Origin of the sequence: Acinetobacter genomosp. 33YU, from assembly GCF_001990725.1 — a bacterium.
Taxonomy (GTDB): Bacteria; Pseudomonadota; Gammaproteobacteria; order Pseudomonadales; family Moraxellaceae; genus Acinetobacter; species Acinetobacter seifertii.
The window spans coordinates 115,024-133,695 of the sequence record NZ_LFZQ01000017.1; the positions used below are offsets into that span (position 1 = coordinate 115,024).

Sequence of the window (18,672 nt, forward strand, 5' to 3'; positions counted from 1 at the left end):
TATGGGAAGAGAATATGTTGAACAGCTCAAATATTCATTATTTTTTACAAATACTTAAGTTGAGCTACAAAATTTATAATTTAAGTTCTTGAATCAACTGTTTAAAATCATTTCCTAATTTAGGATGTTCTATGCCATAGTGAAGTACGGCTTTTAAATAACCAAGCTTACTACCACAGTCAAAGGTTTGTCCCTGCATACGATAGGCTTCCACTACATCAGTTTGTTGCAGCATCGCAATTGCATCTGTTAACTGAATTTCATTACCCGCCCCCTTCGGTGTATTTTCGAGTAATTGCATAATTTTTGCAGGCAAAACATAACGACCAACAACAGATAAATTGGACGGTGCAGAACCCACTGCAGGTTTTTCAATAATACCCTGCATAGCGATGCTTTCGCCTTCATTTGGACTTTGTGCAACATCAACAATACCGTATTGATCTACTAAGTGATTAGGAACTGCTTCTACCATAATTTGTGCCGCCTGACATTCATTATAACGAGAAATCATACGCGACAAATCATTCTGCCCTGAGCTATCTTTCACCAATACATCTGGTAATAACACAGCAAAATCATCTTGCCCTACTACACTTTTCGCACATAAAACCGCATGCCCTAAACCTAAAGGTTGAGGTTGTCTTACGCTTACCACACTCACATGAGCAGGAACGATTTGGGTAATCTCTGCAAGTAAATCAAATTTTTTCTTTTGCTCTAGAGTAGTCTCCAACTCAAAGTTCCGATCAAAATAGTTTTCAATCGATGCTTTTGAAGAGTGAGTTACCAAAATAATTTGTTCAACTCCAGCTTCCACCGCTTCACGGACGACATATTCAATTGCTGGGCGGTCAACTACCGTAACCATTTCTTTTGGGATTGACTTACTTGCGGGTAAAAAACGTGTACCTAAACCGGCTACTGGTAAAACTGCTTTTTTGATCATAAGAAATATTTCAAGATATAAAATTTACTTTACAGATGAGTCGGCATTTTCTTGGACGTCATTACCTTTAAATAGAGATGGTCCTACATGTCCTGGTGCATTAATACCTTCGCGTCTTAACATCACTTTGACTGTTTTAAACATGATTTTAAAATCAACCCAAACACTATGATTGTCTACATACCAAACGTCACATTTAAACCGCTCTTCATAATCTAGTTCATTACGTCCACTGACCTGAGCTAAACCTGTCATTCCAGGGCGAACTTCTAAACGACGTGCTTGTTCTGGTGAATATAAAGCGACAAAGTCTTTTAACATTGGACGAGGACCTACCACACTCATATCACCTTTTAAAACATTAATAAGCTGTGGCATTTCATCTAAGCTAGTAGAACGTAATTTCTGCCCAAATGGAGTAATACGCGCCTCATCTGGCAATGGATTACCTTGCGCATCAAATGCATCCTTCATCGAACGGAACTTAATCATTTTAAATAATTTTCCGTCCTTTCCAGGTCTTTCTTGATAAAAGAATATGGGTGAACCTAAATTTTTTTTCACCTTAAATGCTACTATTAAAAAAATAGGAGATAGTAGAATTAAGGCTATTGTTGCAATGAAAATATCAACTAATCTTTTCATAAGAACCATTTAAACCCATAATTTCGAATAATCTATCATTTACTTTTTCAGCATCAAACTTTTGATGGGCCATTTTCATACTTTCTAGCCCCATAAGATTTATTTGAAATGGTGACTCGATAAAAAAGTACATTTTTTCTGCTAGGGCCTCGGCATCCCAACAAGGAACAACAAAACCATTCACACCATCAACCACCGTTTCTCTACATCCTGGAACATCTGTTGTAATAACAGGACGTCCAATAGCCATAGCTTCTTGTGTACTTCTTGGTATGCCTTCTCTATAAGATGGAAGTACAAACACACTCGAGTTGGCGATCCAATCTTTTACATTAGAAACATGTCCAGGATATTCAAATAAACCCTCTGCGATTAGTTCATCTAGCTGAGATTTTGATAATGCTCCCATATTCTGTGTATCTAAACCACCTAATATTGTAAACTTTGTATCAGGATATTTATTTTTTACTATTCTAATGGCATTAATAAACTCAAATATACCCTTTTCTTTCAATAAACGTCCAATAAATAAAAAATTTACAGGTTCTACTGGAGCTGGACTATAACAATACTCTTTCAAGTCTAAACCGATACCACCCAGAATGTGTACCTTTTTGACGGGTAGAGCATATGTATGTATAAGATCGTTTTCATCATCAGGATTTAAAAAAATCATATCATCCAATCTAGGAAGGGCTAGTCGATATAATAAAACTTGAATATTACGAATAAGTTTCGTTTTGCCGCTTTGGCCTTCTGGTTGTGCTGTAAAGGTATATCCAAGCCCTTCGAGCATACCAATAACATGAGGCACTTTTGCAAAGCTTGCAGCTAATGTTCCATAAATTACAGGTTTCGCAAAATATGAAAAAACGATATCTGGCTTAATTATTTTTATTTTACGAATAAGCTGATATGTGGATGCAATATCGGCAAAAGGGTTTAATCCTCCTCGACTTAATTGGTAAGTAACAGGTTCAGCACCTAATGCTTTAATTTTTTCTAAACAGCTTTCTGTATATTCAGAAGTAAAAGCATATACTTGATGCCCATTAGTCACGAGCATTCGTATTAAATCAGCACGAAAACCATAGAAACTTGAACCTGTAGTACCAACAAGAGCGATTTTTTTAGTTTGCATATATATCCAACCATTGCTTGATAATTTTTTGTAAATCAAAATTTTGTTTTACATAAAGCAAAGCCTGTTGAGTATGTACATCCTTGGTTTTTCTATCTAACTGTAAAGCAGTGTTCAGAGCATCTGCTAATTGATCTGAATTCCTAGGCTCTACCAACAGCCCATGTCCCCCTAATACCTCTTTTACGCCACCACAATCTGTTGCAACAACAAAACATTCACATGCCATCGCTTCTGCAACAACTAGACCAAACCCCTCCCATGCTGAAGGTAAAACGAATAAATCGGCAACTGACATTAAATCAGCAATATCATTCCTACGTCCTAAAAGTATTACATCCTGATTTAGACCAAGTAAATTAATTTTATTTTCTATATTAAAACGTAATTCACCATCACCAGCTATAATCAGCTTAAAATCGAGTTTAAACTTATTTTTTAACGTATATATTGCATCTAACAAATTAGGATAATCTTTTTGCTCATTAAAGCGCCCCACTGCCAATAAAAACTTTTGGTTTTCATGTACAAAATCATATCTGCAAACATTCGCTTTTCTATTAAATTTATTTAAATCAATACCATTATAAACAGTTTTTGCATTTTCATTAAATGCTTTAAGCTCAACAAACTTCAAAGTTGCTTCATGGCTTACATTAGTATTAAGGTCAGAAAGTGTATCTGTAAAACGATAAAGCATCATTCTCATACGCCCCCCTTCATTAGAATTATGAGCGGTACAAATTAGACGAGGAAAGCCTATAAATTTACGTACTAATCTCGCAAAAATATTTGCATGTACCATATGTGCATGCACAACATCAGGTTTAAATTGTTTGATAATAGATTTAAATTTTTTAAATGCATGTCTCATTTGCGTTATTCTATTTAATTCTAAACAAATTAATTCAATATCGGCTGATTGAGGCTTAACAATAACTTCACCTTTCAGATATGCAATTTTCACACGATGCCCACGTAAATGCATTTGATCTGCTAAGTCAACCACGACTTTTTCAGCACCACCACCACCAAGGCCTGTAATTAAGTACAATATATTCATTGTCTATCTCTTCTTTCAAGGCTTAATATTAAAAAAATAAAACAACTAAAAAATATTAATGCGGGATTTGTTAATTTTATTAAAGGAAGCAATATTACAACTTTTTCTTTATAGTTATATTTACTTCTAAAAAGCCACGTGATAAAACTAAGTAGAATCCCACCACCTACGAAAACACCAAATATAGCTATAATTGCAAAAAAAAAGGTAATATCTGTCGCCCCTTCAAAAAAAATAGGTGTGCGAGGAGTCCGGACAATATTGCCATAACCAAAAAATATATGCATTGGATCAGAAAAAAAATACTGTAATGCTTCAAACTTCACATTATTACTACCATCTTTATCAGATCCTAAGACTTCTAATCTATCTTTTATTACTTCAGATAGACCAATAAAAGCCATCACAGCAATCAATATTAATGTAAGAAAGTTTTTTATATTTTTTGTAAAAACTATTATTGAATAGATAGCCACCAGAATAAAGCCAGCAAATGATAGTGATAATAAAACTGAAAAAATACCTAAAAACCTATAAAAATCATTTTTCTTTGACATTATATACTGTAAAGACAATAGAGCTATTTGTGCACCAACAAAAGCTGCTGGTTCTGACATAAGCCCTGTAGGTCGATATAAATCATCCATATACTCTGAACGAGAAACTTCCCCACCTAATAAAACAGATACATCTACACTCTTAGAAGAAAGACCAAAGATATAAACTCCTAAAAATTGAAGAACAACAATTAAACTTAGAAAGGCAATATAATAATTCAGACTTTTCAGTATAATTTCTTTATCTATCTTATCCACAAGATCCGAAATTAAAAACATTGAAATAAAAAGAAAGACTGATCTTTGTGAGTTTAATATTAAATTATCATACAAGGTACTAAAAGATTGAATATAAATTAAAATTTCCCAAAAAAATATTAAAAACAAAGTTAGAACAATTTTTTTTACACTAACTTTGGGATAATATATAAATCTAAAGAGAACTAAAATAGGAATAAATATCAATAAATTCCCATAAAAAATAAAAGGACTATTTAAATCCAATGTAAAAAAAAGAAAGATCAAGAGCATATAGATACTTAAAAAAGCTTTTTTATCTATTATCATCAACAAATCACCTTAACCCATTCTTTTACAATACTTTCAATATTATAGCTCTTTGCATTATCAAAGGACTTATTTATCATCGTACAAAAATCGGTACTATTTATATCATGAGCGAATCGGAAAATTTGCATAGATAGTTCCTCAATATTACCATCCTCTACTAAACAGCCATTTGTATCATTTATTATTTCAGCTGGCCCTGTATCACAGTCAAATGCAACGATAGGTAATCCATAACTTTGTGCTTCTAATAAAACCATTGGCAAGCCTTCAAAACGAGAACTCATACAAAAGAAAGAAGCCTGCCGATAAAATTGATCCATATTTTTTTGCTGACCAGCAAAAATAATTGACTCTGAAACGCCATAGTTTACAGCCATTTCTTTTAAGCTAACCTCATCCTCTCCAGTTCCAACAATTATAATTTTCCAACCATCCAATTTATGAGCAACTTTCGACCAACTAGGTATGAGTAAGTCGAAACCTTTTTGATAAGTTAAACGTCCAACACACAGAATAATTTTATGTTCTAGGCTTGGGGTATTGTCTTGAAGCTCATAAGGACTAGGATTTGCTATTGCAACAACTTTATTCGTATGAGTAAGATTAAATCTTTTATCCCAAAAAGACTTATCTCTTTCAGTCAATGTAACAATTTTATTACCCCATTTTGCAGCCATCCATCGACCCAAGTCACGAAACCGAGAGCCAAGGTTGACTTTTAAGTTAAAATGTTCCCAACAAATATGATTAATTCTTAATCCAGCGCAAGCAGGCACTGTAAAAACGCAACTGATACTATCTACAACAATCAGGGTATCTATTTGCTTAGATATCAAAAAATTCCGGATTTTTCTAACTGCTTGGAAAAAATTCTTTTTCATTGAAACTTTTTCATTAAATAAAGCCTGAATTTTAATATTTGAATTAAGTTCAAAAAAAGGCTGGTCTCCATGACTTAATGATAAAATAAAGACATTATTATTCTGTTGAGCTAAATTGTTTGCAATTAAAGTAGTAACACGCTCTGTTCCACCTGAATGATTAATATCACCAATAAGAAAACAAATTTTTTTCATACTATATACCAACTTTTATAAATCTTGAAAAATACGAAAAAATAGCATAAATAATATTTGTATCTTGCTTACGTTGCATGAAACTCTTGTTTAAATAATGTGCACACTGTCCAAATCTAATAATTGTTTTAACCCAAGCCATTACATTTCCAAAGTACACATATATAGGAATAAGTTTCAACATAGTAGCACGGGATATATAATGTCCTTCAGCATGCTTCAATAATGAACTTTTACTTAAACGATTTTCTGTTGCATCATCAAAAAACAATCTTAATGGTTCAGGTATATATGCAAATTTATACCCTGCATGCGAAATTTGGACGTAAAACCATATCTCAGGAATAAACTTAATATTCGAAGCGACTGGATATAAAAAACATTTCAAAATATCTGTTTTAAAAACATCAATTCTTTCACCAAAATTTTTTGCATTAGAGAATTCTTCAAAATATGAACTTATTACAATATTTTCAGATATTTTTTTTCCATCAAATTTCTTTTTAACATTTGAATAAGCTAGAAATCTCAAGCCTATAATAGAGTCAGAATTTAGTAAAGATATATACTTCTGGAATATTTCTTCTATATTTGTTTCTTTAGCGAGAGCATCATCTGAGTCAACTCCACAAAATAAAAATCCATTCGCATTAAGTACAGCTTTATTCCATGCCGCCTGCTTACCAGCATTTTCTTGTTTTAAGTAACGTATATTTATGATACTATCTTGTATAAACTCTTTTACAACAATTTCTGTATGATCTGTTGAGCCATCATCTACAATTAACCATTCAAAATTTTTCAAAGTTTGTTTTTTTAAACTTTCATATAAACGACCTAAAGTATGAGCACGATTATATGCTGGAGTAAAAATTGTTAATGCAACACTCATATTTTGTAGGCTCCTATAGGCAATAAAACCTTTACGATACTTGCCTTTTTATAAAATAAATTTAAAATCAAAGATGATATAAACTCTGTAACTAGAACTGCATATGCTGCCCCAACTACACCCCATTTTTTTATAAAAAAGAAAGATAGAGTTAAGTTTAATAAACAGCAAAAAATTGATTTATATGCTAAAAACTTATACCCATTAAACTTGATAATTAAACGTGAAAAATAAAACCCTATTACCCAAAAAAACTGAAAAATTAATAGCCATCGCAAAACCTCAAGAGATTCAATATACTCGCTACCATATAAAAAAATAACAATATAATATGCAAAAAACTCAAGTAAAATGACTACAACTAAGGACAGAACAACTATATTATATAAAACTTTATTAGATAACTTTATATACTCTTTATTATTATCAATATTAATATTATATATAGAAGTCATATAACTCATAATTAACGTTGTTGGTACAATACACCATGCACCCGCAAGAATAAATGCAATAGAATATATTCCTACACTTTTTGTTCCTTCTAAATAAGCCAATAAAAAATTTGATATCTGCCCATTAATAGTAGCTGTTAAAATTGCTAAAGTTAAGGGTATACCAGTCCCTAAAAAATAGCCGAAATATTTTTTAGTTTGTTTTTTAGCTATAATTTTATTAAAATCAATATAATATCTATATTTATATATAATAATTTTAATTAAAAATGGTATTAATGACATTAAAATAATTGGAATATTTAAATATAATACATTCAACTTAAAATACACTATACTATATCTTAGAATGAGTGCGACAAGTAACCCAATAATATTTGCTAATACATTAAATTTTGACAATAATTGACCTTCATAAAAAGAATTAGCTAAGTCAATAGATATAAAATAATAAGCAATACCAGTGGAAAAAACAAAAAAGAAACCAGTAAAACTTGTATTAAAATAAGCCCATATTAATACAAATGTAGATAGAAACAGATATAGTGCACTAACAAATAATATTGAATTTTCTAAAAAAAGACTATGATGAGGTTTATTTTGGCTAACATATTTAAAATATATTTGATCCAACCCCAACTGAGCAATTGTTTTTAATACAATAAAAATTGAAGCGGCTAATGCAATTTCACCATATATAGCTGGCCCTGTGTATTTAGCTACAGCCGAAATAATAAAAATTAAACCAAAAAGAGATATACCTTTTTCAAAAAGCATCCATAGTGAATTTCTAATTCTAGGATCATTTTTTAATTTATAAATTAAGTTCATCATATTTACAGTCGTAAATCACTTTCAGTTTTATCAAGTATGTACTTTAAGTCATATAGAACATGTTTCTCTTTGCCTAATGCAATGAGCTCCTGACTCGACATTGCTTTAAACTGATCATGGGCAACAGCAATAACTATTGCATCATAATGACCTTGCTTTAATTCCGTAACCGGAGCTAAGCCATACTCGCCTTCAACTTCGGCACTATCCACCCAAGGATCGTAAATATCAAGATCTAAATCGTATTCCTTTAGTGCTTTCACCATATCTACAATTTTGGTGTTCCGGATATCAGGGCAGTTTTCTTTAAAACTCAAACCTAAAATTAATATACGAGCACCTACCACTTGTATGCGCTGCTTTACCATTTCTTTGATCAATTGGGTTGCAACATATTCACCCATACGATCATTTAAACGACGAGCTGCCAAAATAATTTCTGGATGTAAACCAATTGACTCTGCTTTATGCGTTAAATAATACGGGTCAACACCAATACAATGACCACCAACTAAACCAGGTCTAAAGTTTAAAAAATTCCATTTTGTACCTGCTGCTTTAAGTACATCTTCGGTATCAATACCCATTTTATTAAAAATAAGAGCCAATTCATTAATCAGTGCAATGTTGACATCTCTTTGTGTATTTTCAATTACTTTAGCTGCTTCAGCGACTTTAATATTAGGAGCTTTATGTGTCCCTGCTTCAATAATCAGGTTATAAACCTCATCAACATAGTCTGCAACTTCAGATGTTGAACCTGATGTAATTTTTAAAATATTGGTCACACGTCGTTGCTTATCACCTGGGTTAATACGTTCCGGACTATAACCTACAAAAAAATCTTGATTAAATATCAAGCCTGAATATTTTTCTAATTCAGGTATGCACACCTCTTCTGTAGCACCGGGATAAACAGTTGATTCATAAACAACGGTATCACCTTTTTTTAATACTTTAGCAATACTTTGTGATGCTTTTACAAGAGGAGTCAAATCTGGTTGTTTAAAATCGTCAATGGGTGTTGGCACCGTGACGATAAAAAAGTTTGAATTTTGTAAGTCTTCAATATTTGCTGTATACGATAACTGCCGTACGTGTTTTAACTCATCTGAAGAGACTTCTAATGTATGGTCATGTCCATTTTTTAACTCTAATATCCGATTTTCATTTATATCAAAGCCGATTGTAGGTTTATGTTTAGCAAATTCAACTGCCAAAGGTAATCCAACATACCCTAAGCCGATAATTGCTATTTTTAGTTGTTCAAGTTGAAACATATATAAAACCTAACCATTTAATTTTAAATGGAGAAACATCATGGATACGACCTACTACGCTAATATAGCAGACTTTAAACAAAATTTTCTCGAAATATACAATCACTGCTTGGCAAATAAAGTATGATTTGGGTTAATTATAGACTACAATCCAATGTCTTCATGCAAAGTATCATTGGATTACAAACAATAAAGGGTTTGAATGTGAAGTACCAAAGCACATTATTATTTTTAGCCATTTCACTTTCGTTTACAGGATGTGCAGTCACCTCAGGCTTACAAACTTATGACTTACCTGAACAAGGTACTTTTAAGACAGAACAAGGAGCAGAAGTTTCTGTTGTTCAACTCACCCAAAGCAATATTCCAAAAATTAGTTCTGATGCTTTGCTTCCGCAAGGAAATATAAGTGCTTTATTTAATACTCCTTTTTATCAATATCGCTTAAGCGCTGGGGATGTCTTATCTATTCAGCTTTGGGCATATCCTGAAATTACTCCTCCTATTCAAGGAGCCTCTACTGATATTAAAGCATTTGGTTATCCTATTGATTCTGCAGGTAATGTTCAATTACCACTTGTAGGACAAGTTCATATTGCAGGGAAAACACTGGCTGAAACCAATAAATATTTACGAAGTCAATTTGCTAAATATTTAAAAACACCTGATGTTGTAGTGCGCGTGTTGTCATACCAAGCTAAACGCTATTTTGTTAATGGTCAGGTTATGAAAAGTGGACAATACACTTTAGATGATCAACCAATTAGTATTTATACAGCCTTAAGTATGGCTGGAGGTGTAAATCAAGAGTCTGGTGACAATACCGATATTCAACTCATTCGTAATGGCGAAGTTTATAATTTAAATGTCGTTGCACTTGAGAAACAAGGTTATTCACTGCACAAATTATTAGTCCAACCCAATGATACAATTTATGTAAATACTAAACAAAATCAAAAACTCTATGTTATGGGTGAGTCTAATAAAAGTTCAGCAATTCCATTACGAGATCAGGGAATGACCTTAAGTGATGTATTGGGCGAGAGTGAAGGTGTTAATCCATACTCGGCAAGTGCAGCTCGTATTTATGTCATGCGTACAGATTTACAAACAAAAAGATCAACAATCTATCAGCTCAATTTGAGTAGTATTGGTAACCTTGCATTATCTAATCAATTCCAAATGCAAAAAAATGATATTGTTTATATTGATGCAACTGGTTTAACACGCTGGCAGCGTATTATGAACCAGATTGTACCATTCTCAAGTGCACTTTATACCTTTGATCAATTGGGTAAAAACTAGAATGCAGTTACAAAATATCTTAGTAGTCTGTGTAGGTAATATTTGCCGCAGTCCAATGGCAGAATACTTTTTAAAGACCCAACATCCAGCATTAAACATATCATCTGCTGGTATTTCAGCCCTAGTAGGTCATACTGCAGATGACAAAGCGATTCATTGTATGGATCAGTTGAATATTGATATGAGACCACACGTGGCTCGCCAGCTCAGTGCTGAATTGATCAAACAAAATGATTTGATTTTAGTCATGAGCAATAATCAGCAAAAGCATATTGAACAAACTTGGCCATTTGCTAAGGGTAAAATTTTTAGGCTTGGCCATTGGCAAGGGCAAAATATACCTGACCCCTATCAGCATGACCAAGCTTTTTTTGATCAGACTTGCCGCAACATTCAAAGCTATGTGCAAGATTGGCGCACTCAATTATAATTGTATATTAGTTGTAAATTTATGAACCAAAACTCTAAAACTAGCGAAGATAGCATCGATTTAAAAGAGTTATTCTTTTCATTGATTGCACAGTGGAAAATCATAGCATGCTGCGTGGTCTTAAGTTTAATTTGTGCCTTGCTATACTTACGGATAACGCCAGATACTTATTCTGTAGATGCAATGGTACAAGTTGAGGACAGTAAAGGCGCTGCCTCTGCTGCTTTGCTTGGTGACCTTTCTAAAGTCAGTGGAGGTCTATCTCAAAAATCACCAGCTGATCCAGAAATAGAGATTCTTCGTTCTAGAATGGTTTTAGGACAAGTCATCCAGAACCTTAATCTTGATATTAACGTCAAAGATAACCAATCAGGATTGATCGACAAGTTAATTTCACAAGATAAGAGTAGACTTGAGTATCGTCATGAATCTGTACTGTACAGTAATCAAAATAATAATTTGATTATACGAGAACTTAAAGTACCTGAATATTATTTAGATAAACCCTTAAAGTTAGAGTCCAAAGGTGCAAATCAATTCACTTTAACATACAAAGATCAAGTTGTATTTAATGGTCAATTAAACAAAAAAAATATACTAAATACAAATAGAGGTCTTTGGCAGGTACAACTTAATGCTCAAGGTAACCTGAAAGAACAAAGCTATACTTTAACTAAACTCGCTCTACCAACAGCCGTTAAAAATTTTAATGATATCTATAGTGTTGCTGAAAAAGGTAAAGTGACTGGTGTTATTGGTTTAAATTATCTAGGTCAAGATCCTGAGCACATTACACAAGTACTAAATAATGTTCTAACTGTTTATCACCAACAAAACATTGAGCGAAAGTCTTTAGAATCTAAACAAACTTTAGCTTTTCTTGAGAAACAATTACCAGAGCTTCGAAAGCAGCTAGAAGATTCTGAGATCAAGTTTAACCAATTTCGTGAAAAGTATAAAACAGTCGATGTAAATGCTGAGTCGGAGCTATTACTTAAGCAAAATATTGATTTAGAAAAGCTTAAAATCGAGCTACAACAGAAACAAGCTGAGCTTTCTGCTAAATATACCAATGATCATCCATTAATCCGTCAAATCGATGCACAAATTACAGAGATTAATAAAAAGATTGCTGATCTTAATAATCGTTTAACTCAACTTCCTGAAACACAACGTTTATATTTACAACTATATCGTGATGTAAAAGTAAACACAGAGCTCTATACGTCGTTACTAAACAGTTATCAACAGCTTAAAATTGCTAATGCAGGTGAGATTGGTAATGTTCGCATTATTGATACTGCTGTAGAACCTGTTAAACCTATTAAACCTAAAAAATTGATTGTTCTAATACTTTCTATTTTTGTTGGTGGTTTTATCGGGATATTAATTGCATTATTACGTAATATGATGCGTAGTGGAGTTAATGATTCTACTCAAATTGAAAATGAATTAGATCTTCCAGTTTATGCGACCGTACCTCGTTCTCCTATTCAAGAGACTCGTATGAGTATTTTGAAAAAGAAAAAGAGTATTCCTATTTTAGCAGTTAAAAGTAGTGATGATATTGCGATTGAAAGTTTGCGTAGTATTCGTACTGCCATTCACTTCGCTTTAACCTCAGCAAAAAATAATATTATTATGATTGCTGGCCCGTCTCCAGAAGTCGGAAAATCGTTTATTTCAACAAACCTAGCTACTATTTTTGCACAAGGGAATAAACGCGTATTATTGATTGATGCTGATATGCGCCGTGGTTATATGCATAAATACTTCGATGTCGATGTAAAACCTGGTCTTTCTGAATTACTAAGTGGCCAAGCTGACTTGACACAAGTTTTGCATAAAACGCAAGTTGCGAATCTCGACGTGATTACCCGTGGTAAGAGCCCAACGAATCCCTCAGAAATGTTGAGCTCTACACAGTTCAAAGACTTACTAGAGAAGTTCCAAACGCAATATGACCATATCATTATTGATACTCCACCAGTGCTTGCAGTAACTGACGGCATTATTATCTCTCAATATACTGGTGTGAACTTAATTGTTGCTCGTTATGCTAAGTCTCATATGAAAGAGCTTGAATTAACAGTTAATCGCTTTGAACAAGCTGGTGTTAAGGTGAATGGCTTTATTCTTAACGATATTCAACGCTCTAGTGGCGGTGGTTATGGTTATAACTATGCCTATGCCTATAAAGCACAAAAAGAAGACTAAGTTTCAAGTTTTCATAAAACCGGATCAAATGATCCGGTTTTTTTATTTAATTTTTTAAGTTTCGCCAAATTAAAACTAACTAAAATATATAAAAAAACCACTCGTTTTTTTTGTTAAACATTCTATGCTTAAGTCGAAGCATGCTAAGATCGAAGCAGCCTTTTAGACTCAAATGATTATTTTTGGAACCTTTTATGAGTAAAGCCTTACCCATTGCTGTCGCTGTAGTTTTAGGCGGTGCTGCACTTGTACCTGTATATTATGCAACTCAACATCCGACCACAGAAGTTGGACGTAAAGCAGACAAAAATGCTTCTCCAATTCAAAAAATCAGTTATGTGCTTGGGTATGAAGTTGCGCAACAAACTCCTCCAGAACTGGATACAAAGGCATTTGTTCAAGGGATCCATGATGCACGTAGCAAACAGCCAAGTGCTTATACTCAAGAAGATTTAAAAGCAGCTGTTGCAGCTTATGAAAAAGAGTTACAACAAAAAATGCAGCACCCAGATAAACCAGCGCAAGCAGGCACATCTGCTGATTCTGCAGATGCACAATTCCTTGCTGAAAACAAAACAAAAGCTGGGGTAAAAACTACTGCATCAGGTTTGCAATATATCATTACTAAAGAAGGTACTGGTAAGCAGCCAACAGCACAGTCTGTTGTTAAAGTTCATTATGAAGGTCGTTTAATTAACGGTCAGGTTTTTGATAGTTCTTATAAACGTGGTCAACCTATCGAGTTCCCTCTTAATCAGGTGATTCCAGGATGGACTGAAGGTCTTCAACTTATGAAAGAAGGCGGAAAAGCGACTTTCTTTATTCCATCAAACCTTGCATATGGTCCACAAGAAGTTTCAGGGATCCCAGCAAACAGTACACTGATTTTTGATGTTGAACTCATTTCAGTGAAATAATGACAATCCAGGAGAGTAATTATACTCTCCTGTTTTTTTGGAAAATGGCATGAAAAAAATTAGTTTGGTTATTGCAGCCTCAACAATGAGTTTATCTGTTCTTGCTGCCACGCCGATAACAAATAAAAGCCCAGCAAAAGATCAGTTTAGCTATAGTTATGGCTATTTAATGGGACGTAATAATACTGATGCATTAACAGATTTAAATCTTGATATCTTTTATCAAGGTCTTCAAGAAGGTGCTCAGAACAAGTCAGCACGCCTCACTGATGAAGAAATGGCGAAAGCGATTAATGAGTATAAAAAAACTTTAGAAGCTAAACAGCTTGTTGAATTTCAAAAGCAAGGGCAACAAAATGCCCAAGCTGGGGCTGCTTTTCTGGCGGAAAATGCTAAGAAATCTGGTGTGATTACAACAAAATCAGGTTTGCAATATCAAGTATTAAAAGAAGGTTCTGGTAAAACACCTAAAGCTACTTCTCGTGTAAAAGTGAACTATGAAGGCCGTTTACTCGACGGAACTGTCTTTGACAGTTCAATTGCACGTAATCACCCTGTCGATTTCCAGTTGAATCAGGTGATTACAGGCTGGACAGAAGGCTTACAAACGATGAAAGAAGGCGGTAAAACCCGTTTCTTTATTCCAGCTAAACTTGCTTATGGTGAAGTAGGCGCTGGTGATAGTATTGGTCCAAATAGTACTTTAATTTTTGATATTGAATTGCTACAAGTTTTGCCAAAATAAGTTTTTTAAGATCAAAAAAAAGCGATCATTTAAGATCGCTTTTTTTATTTTAATGTTTTAAATCTCTTGGTCTAAAACCAGTAATCAGTAAGCCAATTAAGTAAGCGATTACACCTACTACGCATAGACCTGCGACCTCAGCAATACGGATCCATTGAGAAAGTTCACCGTTATACCAATTTAACCCAAACCAAAGTACTGCAATCATAGCAAGGTTTGCTAAACCATATTGAAGAGCTAGTTTTTTCCAATGTGAGCCAAATCGGAAAATATTACGCTTATGTAGATAGAAGTAGAGCAAACCGGCATTTACCAAAGCTGAGCCAGAAGATGCCAATGCAAGCGCCATATGCTCAGCATGCCAATTGATTAGTTTAAAGAATCCAATAAATACAACGTTTAAAATGGCATTTGCGGCAACTGACATTAAACCTACACGTACTGGTGTTTTAGTATCTTGCTGCGCATAGAAGCCTGGTGCAAACACCTTAATGAGCATAAAAGAAATTACACCAGCACTCATACATTGCAATGCAAGTGCTGTCATTTGAGTATCACGTAGGTCAAATTCTCCACGTTGGAATAAAGCCTGAATAATCGGTGTAGAAAGCATAAATAAGGCGATACTTGCTGGCAAACCAACCAACACAATAACTCTTGCTGCCCAGTCGATCATGCCGCGGAACTTTTCCTGATCTTGCTCAGCATGGCGTGCTGAAAGCGAAGGCAAAATGACTGTACCAATCGCAACACCGATTAAACCTAAAGGTAGCTCAGTCATACGCTCTGCACTGTAGAGCCAAGATACCGAACCGTCTTGCATGAAAGAGGCCCAAATCGTATTTAACAATAGGTTAATCTGAGTCACAGACACACCAAATAATGCTGGAAGCATTAATTTTAAAATACGCTCTACACCCTCGTGTTTAAAATCAACTTTGGGTGGAATCAGTAAGTTTTTACGCCATAATTCAGGAATTTGTATGGCTAACTGTAAAATACCTGCTGCGACAACAGACCATCCTAATGCTTTAATAGGCTCAGCCATATATGGGGTAAGCCACCATGCACCTGCAATCATTGCGACATTAAGCAAAACAGGCGAAAAGGCTGGGGAAGCAAAAGAACCATAACTGTTTAAGATACTGCTGGCAAAAGCAGTCAGTGACATAAACATTAGATATGGAATAGTCAGACGGAACATACTGACCGCTAAATCGAACTTTTCAGGGTCATTATGGAAGCCCGGCGCATACATATAGATGATCGCTGGTGCTAACACCATAGCCACAAAAGTGAGTAAGGTCATGACCGTGAGTAAGCAACCAAATACCCGACTAATCAGGATTTGAACTTCAGCATGTGCTCGGCCTGTTTTATATTCGGTTAGTACTGGAATAAAGGCTTGCGAGAAAGCTCCTTCGGCAAACAATCGTCGAAAGAAATTGGGAATACGAAAAGCCACAACGAAGGTATCGAAATCTTTACCCGCACCAAACACGTTGAGTAATACGACATCTCGTACCAACCCCAACACACGTGACAACATCGTCATCGCACTGACAATAAAAGTCGATCGCCACAATGCCATCGTACTCACCTACAGCTATATTCGAAAGTCGCTATTGTAATGAAACTAGAAAATCTTTTCGTTGTGAAATGATGAATGAACTCAAGTTTTTTTCTGTGCTAATAGTTGTCTAAAGTGTTGCCATTTAAAATAAGGCCCCGGATCAGTTTTTCGGCCCGGCGCAATGTCCGAATGCCCTGCAATATGATTCTTAATTTCAGGGTAAGCTTGGCGAATAGCCCTAACCACATCGGTTAGTACGCTGTACTGTATTTCCTCAAAAGGTAAATCATCACTTCCTTCAAGCTCAATACCAATTGAATAATCATTGCATTCAACTTTGGCTAAATAGCTCGAACGCCCTGCGTGCCATGCACGATCATTAAAATTAACAAACTGTAGGACCTCACCTGTTCGTAAAATTAACAGGTGCGTAGAGACCTGCATACCTTCAATAGTCTGGAAATAAGGATGAACTGACCAATCTAACTTGTTTTGAAAAAACTGCTCAATATACCCACCTCCAAATTGAGATGGCGGCAAGCTAATATTATGAACCACAATCATTTGAATTTCGGTACCAGTCGGACGCTGGTTAAAATTTGGAGAAGGAACTTGTCTCGCCCCTTTTAATTGTCCATCTATAACTTCATACGGTGTGATTTTCTTCATTGAAGTGCCAATAAATTGCTTGCCATTGTTTTAGTTTAAAACACTTATGTGCTTTTCAAAGTAGTCAGCACGATTGTTTATCGCGATTAATCTCATAAAACAGCTTATTTTTAAAGTCGACGGTGCTAATATATCGCAAGTTTTAGGGTCATCGACAAAATGGAAACCGTATGAGCATACCTCAGTCTTTGCTTGAACAGTCAATTCAAATCAATATTCAACAAGCATTACAAGAAGATATTGGGGACGGTGACATTACCGCCATGCTCACACCTGAAGATGAACAGGCTACCGCAACTATCATTAGCCGTGAAGATATGGTTTTAGCTGGACAGCCTTGGGTGAATGCGCTCATCTCAGCTTATGACAACACTGTACAGGTGACTTGGTTAAAACAAGAAGGTGACCGTGTTGCTGCAAATGAAGCCTTTTTAAAGCTTGCTGGTTCTGCACGTAGCTTACTGACGGTAGAGCGCCCTGCTTTAAACTTTATTCAAACTTTATCTGCTGTTGCTACAAAAACTGCTGAATATGTTCAGCATCTTGAAGGTTTAAATACAAAACTTCTCGATACACGTAAAACTTTACCGGGTTTGCGTATTGCACAAAAATATGCTGTTGCTATTGGCGGCGGACAAAACCATCGTCTTGGTTTATTTGATGCATTCTTAATTAAAGAAAACCATATTATGGCAGCTGGTGGTATTGCCCAAGCAATTGCAAAAGCACACCAAATTGCACCAGGCAAACCAGTTGAAGTCGAAGTTGAAACTTGGGATGAGCTCAACCAAGCACTTGAGGCTGGTGCGGACATTGTCATGCTAGACAACTTCAGCCAACAGCAAATGATTGATGCCGTAAAGCATGTAGCTGGACGTTGTAAACTCGAAGCTTCTGGCAATATCACCATTGAAAACTTGCGTGAAGTGGCAACTACTGGTGTCGACTATATTTCTATGGGTGTCCTGACTAAAGACGTCAGAGCTGTTGATTTATCTATGCGTTTTAATGCTTAAATAAAATCCACATCGTTATTGGTTTGTTTCTGCGACTTAGTCATGTCTGCCGCTTGTGTTTTTTGCCATGCTGACTGAGTCGCTTGTGCCCCGTTATCTCGTGGGTCGGCAGCCATTAAAACAAAAGTAACTACTGCTAATAATACAATAAAACCTTGTAGCATAAATTTTCCCCATCACTTTTAAAAATTCAGGGTTTCAAGGTAAAAGATAAATATGACCAAGCTTAGGAGATTCTGTTACAAAAGGTAAGTCTTTATTTTTATTATTCATCTACACAACAAGATATTACCCTCTCTTCCTTTATATTTCCGAACTTTAGATTGTGCTAGGTGTCA

Annotated in this window: 18 protein-coding genes; 6 read left to right on the top strand and 12 right to left on the bottom strand. The window is 34.7% G+C overall.

All coding sequences use genetic code 11. The features are described from left to right. Positions 1 to 73 precede the first annotated feature (73 nt). From galU to tviB, 9 genes are read right to left on the bottom strand one after another with little or no spacing between them, the layout of a single operon-like run. On the bottom strand, positions 74 to 949 hold the full coding sequence (gene galU, locus AC056_RS18070) for a UTP--glucose-1-phosphate uridylyltransferase GalU (RefSeq protein ID WP_002050531.1): 876 nt from the start codon (positions 947 to 949) through the stop codon (positions 74 to 76). Positions 950 to 973: 24 nt separating this feature from the next. Further along, the gene (locus AC056_RS18075) at positions 974 to 1,594 is read right to left on the bottom strand and encodes a sugar transferase (protein WP_039255147.1); all 621 of its coding nucleotides are present in this window, start codon (positions 1,592 to 1,594) and stop codon (positions 974 to 976) included. Next, complete coding sequence (locus tag AC056_RS18080) at positions 1,578 to 2,735, bottom strand: glycosyltransferase family 4 protein (protein ID WP_039255133.1); 1,158 nt, start codon at positions 2,733 to 2,735, stop codon at positions 1,578 to 1,580. Before AC056_RS18080 ends, AC056_RS18075 begins: the two co-directional genes overlap by 17 nt. Then, positions 2,725 to 3,798 (bottom strand): glycosyltransferase, encoded by a 1,074-nt coding sequence (locus tag AC056_RS18085; RefSeq protein ID WP_039255135.1) that lies wholly within the window; start codon positions 3,796 to 3,798, stop codon positions 2,725 to 2,727. The genes AC056_RS18080 and AC056_RS18085 overlap by 11 nt, the downstream gene beginning before the upstream one ends. Continuing rightward, positions 3,795 to 4,922 (bottom strand): hypothetical protein, encoded by a 1,128-nt coding sequence (locus AC056_RS18090; protein WP_039255137.1) that lies wholly within the window; start codon positions 4,920 to 4,922, stop codon positions 3,795 to 3,797. The genes AC056_RS18085 and AC056_RS18090 overlap by 4 nt, the downstream gene beginning before the upstream one ends. Then, a complete protein-coding gene (locus tag AC056_RS18095) occupies positions 4,922 to 6,001 on the bottom strand; it encodes a glycosyltransferase family 4 protein (RefSeq protein ID WP_039255138.1) in 1,080 nt (359 codons plus the stop codon). Before AC056_RS18095 ends, AC056_RS18090 begins: the two co-directional genes overlap by 1 nt. A gap of 1 nt (position 6,002) precedes the next feature. Beyond that, positions 6,003 to 6,893 carry a glycosyltransferase family 2 protein gene (locus AC056_RS18100; protein WP_039255139.1) on the bottom strand — a complete coding sequence of 297 codons (891 nt, stop codon included), beginning with the start codon at positions 6,891 to 6,893 and terminating at the stop codon, positions 6,003 to 6,005. Continuing rightward, a complete protein-coding gene (locus AC056_RS18105) occupies positions 6,890 to 8,182 on the bottom strand; it encodes an oligosaccharide flippase family protein (RefSeq protein WP_077164392.1) in 1,293 nt (430 codons plus the stop codon). Before AC056_RS18105 ends, AC056_RS18100 begins: the two co-directional genes overlap by 4 nt. A 2-nt stretch (positions 8,183 to 8,184) precedes the next feature. Further along, a complete protein-coding gene (gene tviB / locus AC056_RS18110) occupies positions 8,185 to 9,462 on the bottom strand; it encodes a Vi polysaccharide biosynthesis UDP-N-acetylglucosamine C-6 dehydrogenase TviB (protein ID WP_039250193.1) in 1,278 nt (425 codons plus the stop codon). Between the two features lie 162 nt (positions 9,463 to 9,624). Between tviB and AC056_RS18115 the strand changes: the two genes are divergently transcribed. The 5 genes from AC056_RS18115 (at position 9,625) to AC056_RS18135 (ending at position 15,076) form a co-directional block, all read left to right on the top strand. Then, positions 9,625 to 10,767 (top strand): polysaccharide biosynthesis/export family protein, encoded by a 1,143-nt coding sequence (locus AC056_RS18115; RefSeq protein ID WP_171220337.1) that lies wholly within the window; start codon positions 9,625 to 9,627, stop codon positions 10,765 to 10,767. Position 10,768: 1 nt separating this feature from the next. Further along, the gene (locus AC056_RS18120; protein ID WP_039250192.1) at positions 10,769 to 11,197 is read left to right on the top strand and encodes a low molecular weight protein-tyrosine-phosphatase; all 429 of its coding nucleotides are present in this window, start codon (positions 10,769 to 10,771) and stop codon (positions 11,195 to 11,197) included. A 21-nt stretch (positions 11,198 to 11,218) separates the two neighbouring features. Continuing rightward, positions 11,219 to 13,414, top strand: a complete 2,196-nt coding sequence (locus AC056_RS18125; RefSeq protein ID WP_039250190.1) for a polysaccharide biosynthesis tyrosine autokinase — start codon at positions 11,219 to 11,221, stop codon at positions 13,412 to 13,414. A gap of 194 nt (positions 13,415 to 13,608) precedes the next feature. Further along, complete coding sequence (locus AC056_RS18130) at positions 13,609 to 14,331, top strand: FKBP-type peptidyl-prolyl cis-trans isomerase (protein WP_077164393.1); 723 nt, start codon at positions 13,609 to 13,611, stop codon at positions 14,329 to 14,331. 49 nt (positions 14,332 to 14,380) lie between these two features. Continuing rightward, the gene (locus AC056_RS18135; protein ID WP_019457909.1) at positions 14,381 to 15,076 is read left to right on the top strand and encodes an FKBP-type peptidyl-prolyl cis-trans isomerase; all 696 of its coding nucleotides are present in this window, start codon (positions 14,381 to 14,383) and stop codon (positions 15,074 to 15,076) included. A 49-nt stretch (positions 15,077 to 15,125) separates the two neighbouring features. Here AC056_RS18135 and murJ read toward each other — a convergent pair whose 3' ends face one another. Next, positions 15,126 to 16,676, bottom strand: a complete 1,551-nt coding sequence (gene murJ / locus AC056_RS18140; protein WP_171262132.1) for a murein biosynthesis integral membrane protein MurJ — start codon at positions 16,674 to 16,676, stop codon at positions 15,126 to 15,128. A gap of 72 nt (positions 16,677 to 16,748) precedes the next feature. Beyond that, positions 16,749 to 17,318, bottom strand: coding sequence for a 1,6-anhydro-N-acetylmuramyl-L-alanine amidase AmpD (gene ampD / locus AC056_RS18145; RefSeq protein WP_077164396.1), 570 nt, complete (start codon positions 17,316 to 17,318; stop codon positions 16,749 to 16,751). A gap of 170 nt (positions 17,319 to 17,488) precedes the next feature. Between ampD and nadC the strand changes: the two genes are divergently transcribed. Then, positions 17,489 to 18,334 (top strand): carboxylating nicotinate-nucleotide diphosphorylase, encoded by an 846-nt coding sequence (nadC, locus tag AC056_RS18150; RefSeq protein ID WP_019457906.1) that lies wholly within the window; start codon positions 17,489 to 17,491, stop codon positions 18,332 to 18,334. Here nadC and AC056_RS18155 read toward each other — a convergent pair. Then, positions 18,331 to 18,498: a hypothetical protein gene (locus AC056_RS18155; RefSeq protein WP_077164397.1), complete on the bottom strand. Its 168-nt coding sequence runs from the start codon at positions 18,496 to 18,498 to the stop codon at positions 18,331 to 18,333. The two genes, nadC and AC056_RS18155, sit on opposite strands and share 4 nt — an antisense overlap. Between the last annotated feature and the right edge of the window lie 174 nt (positions 18,499 to 18,672).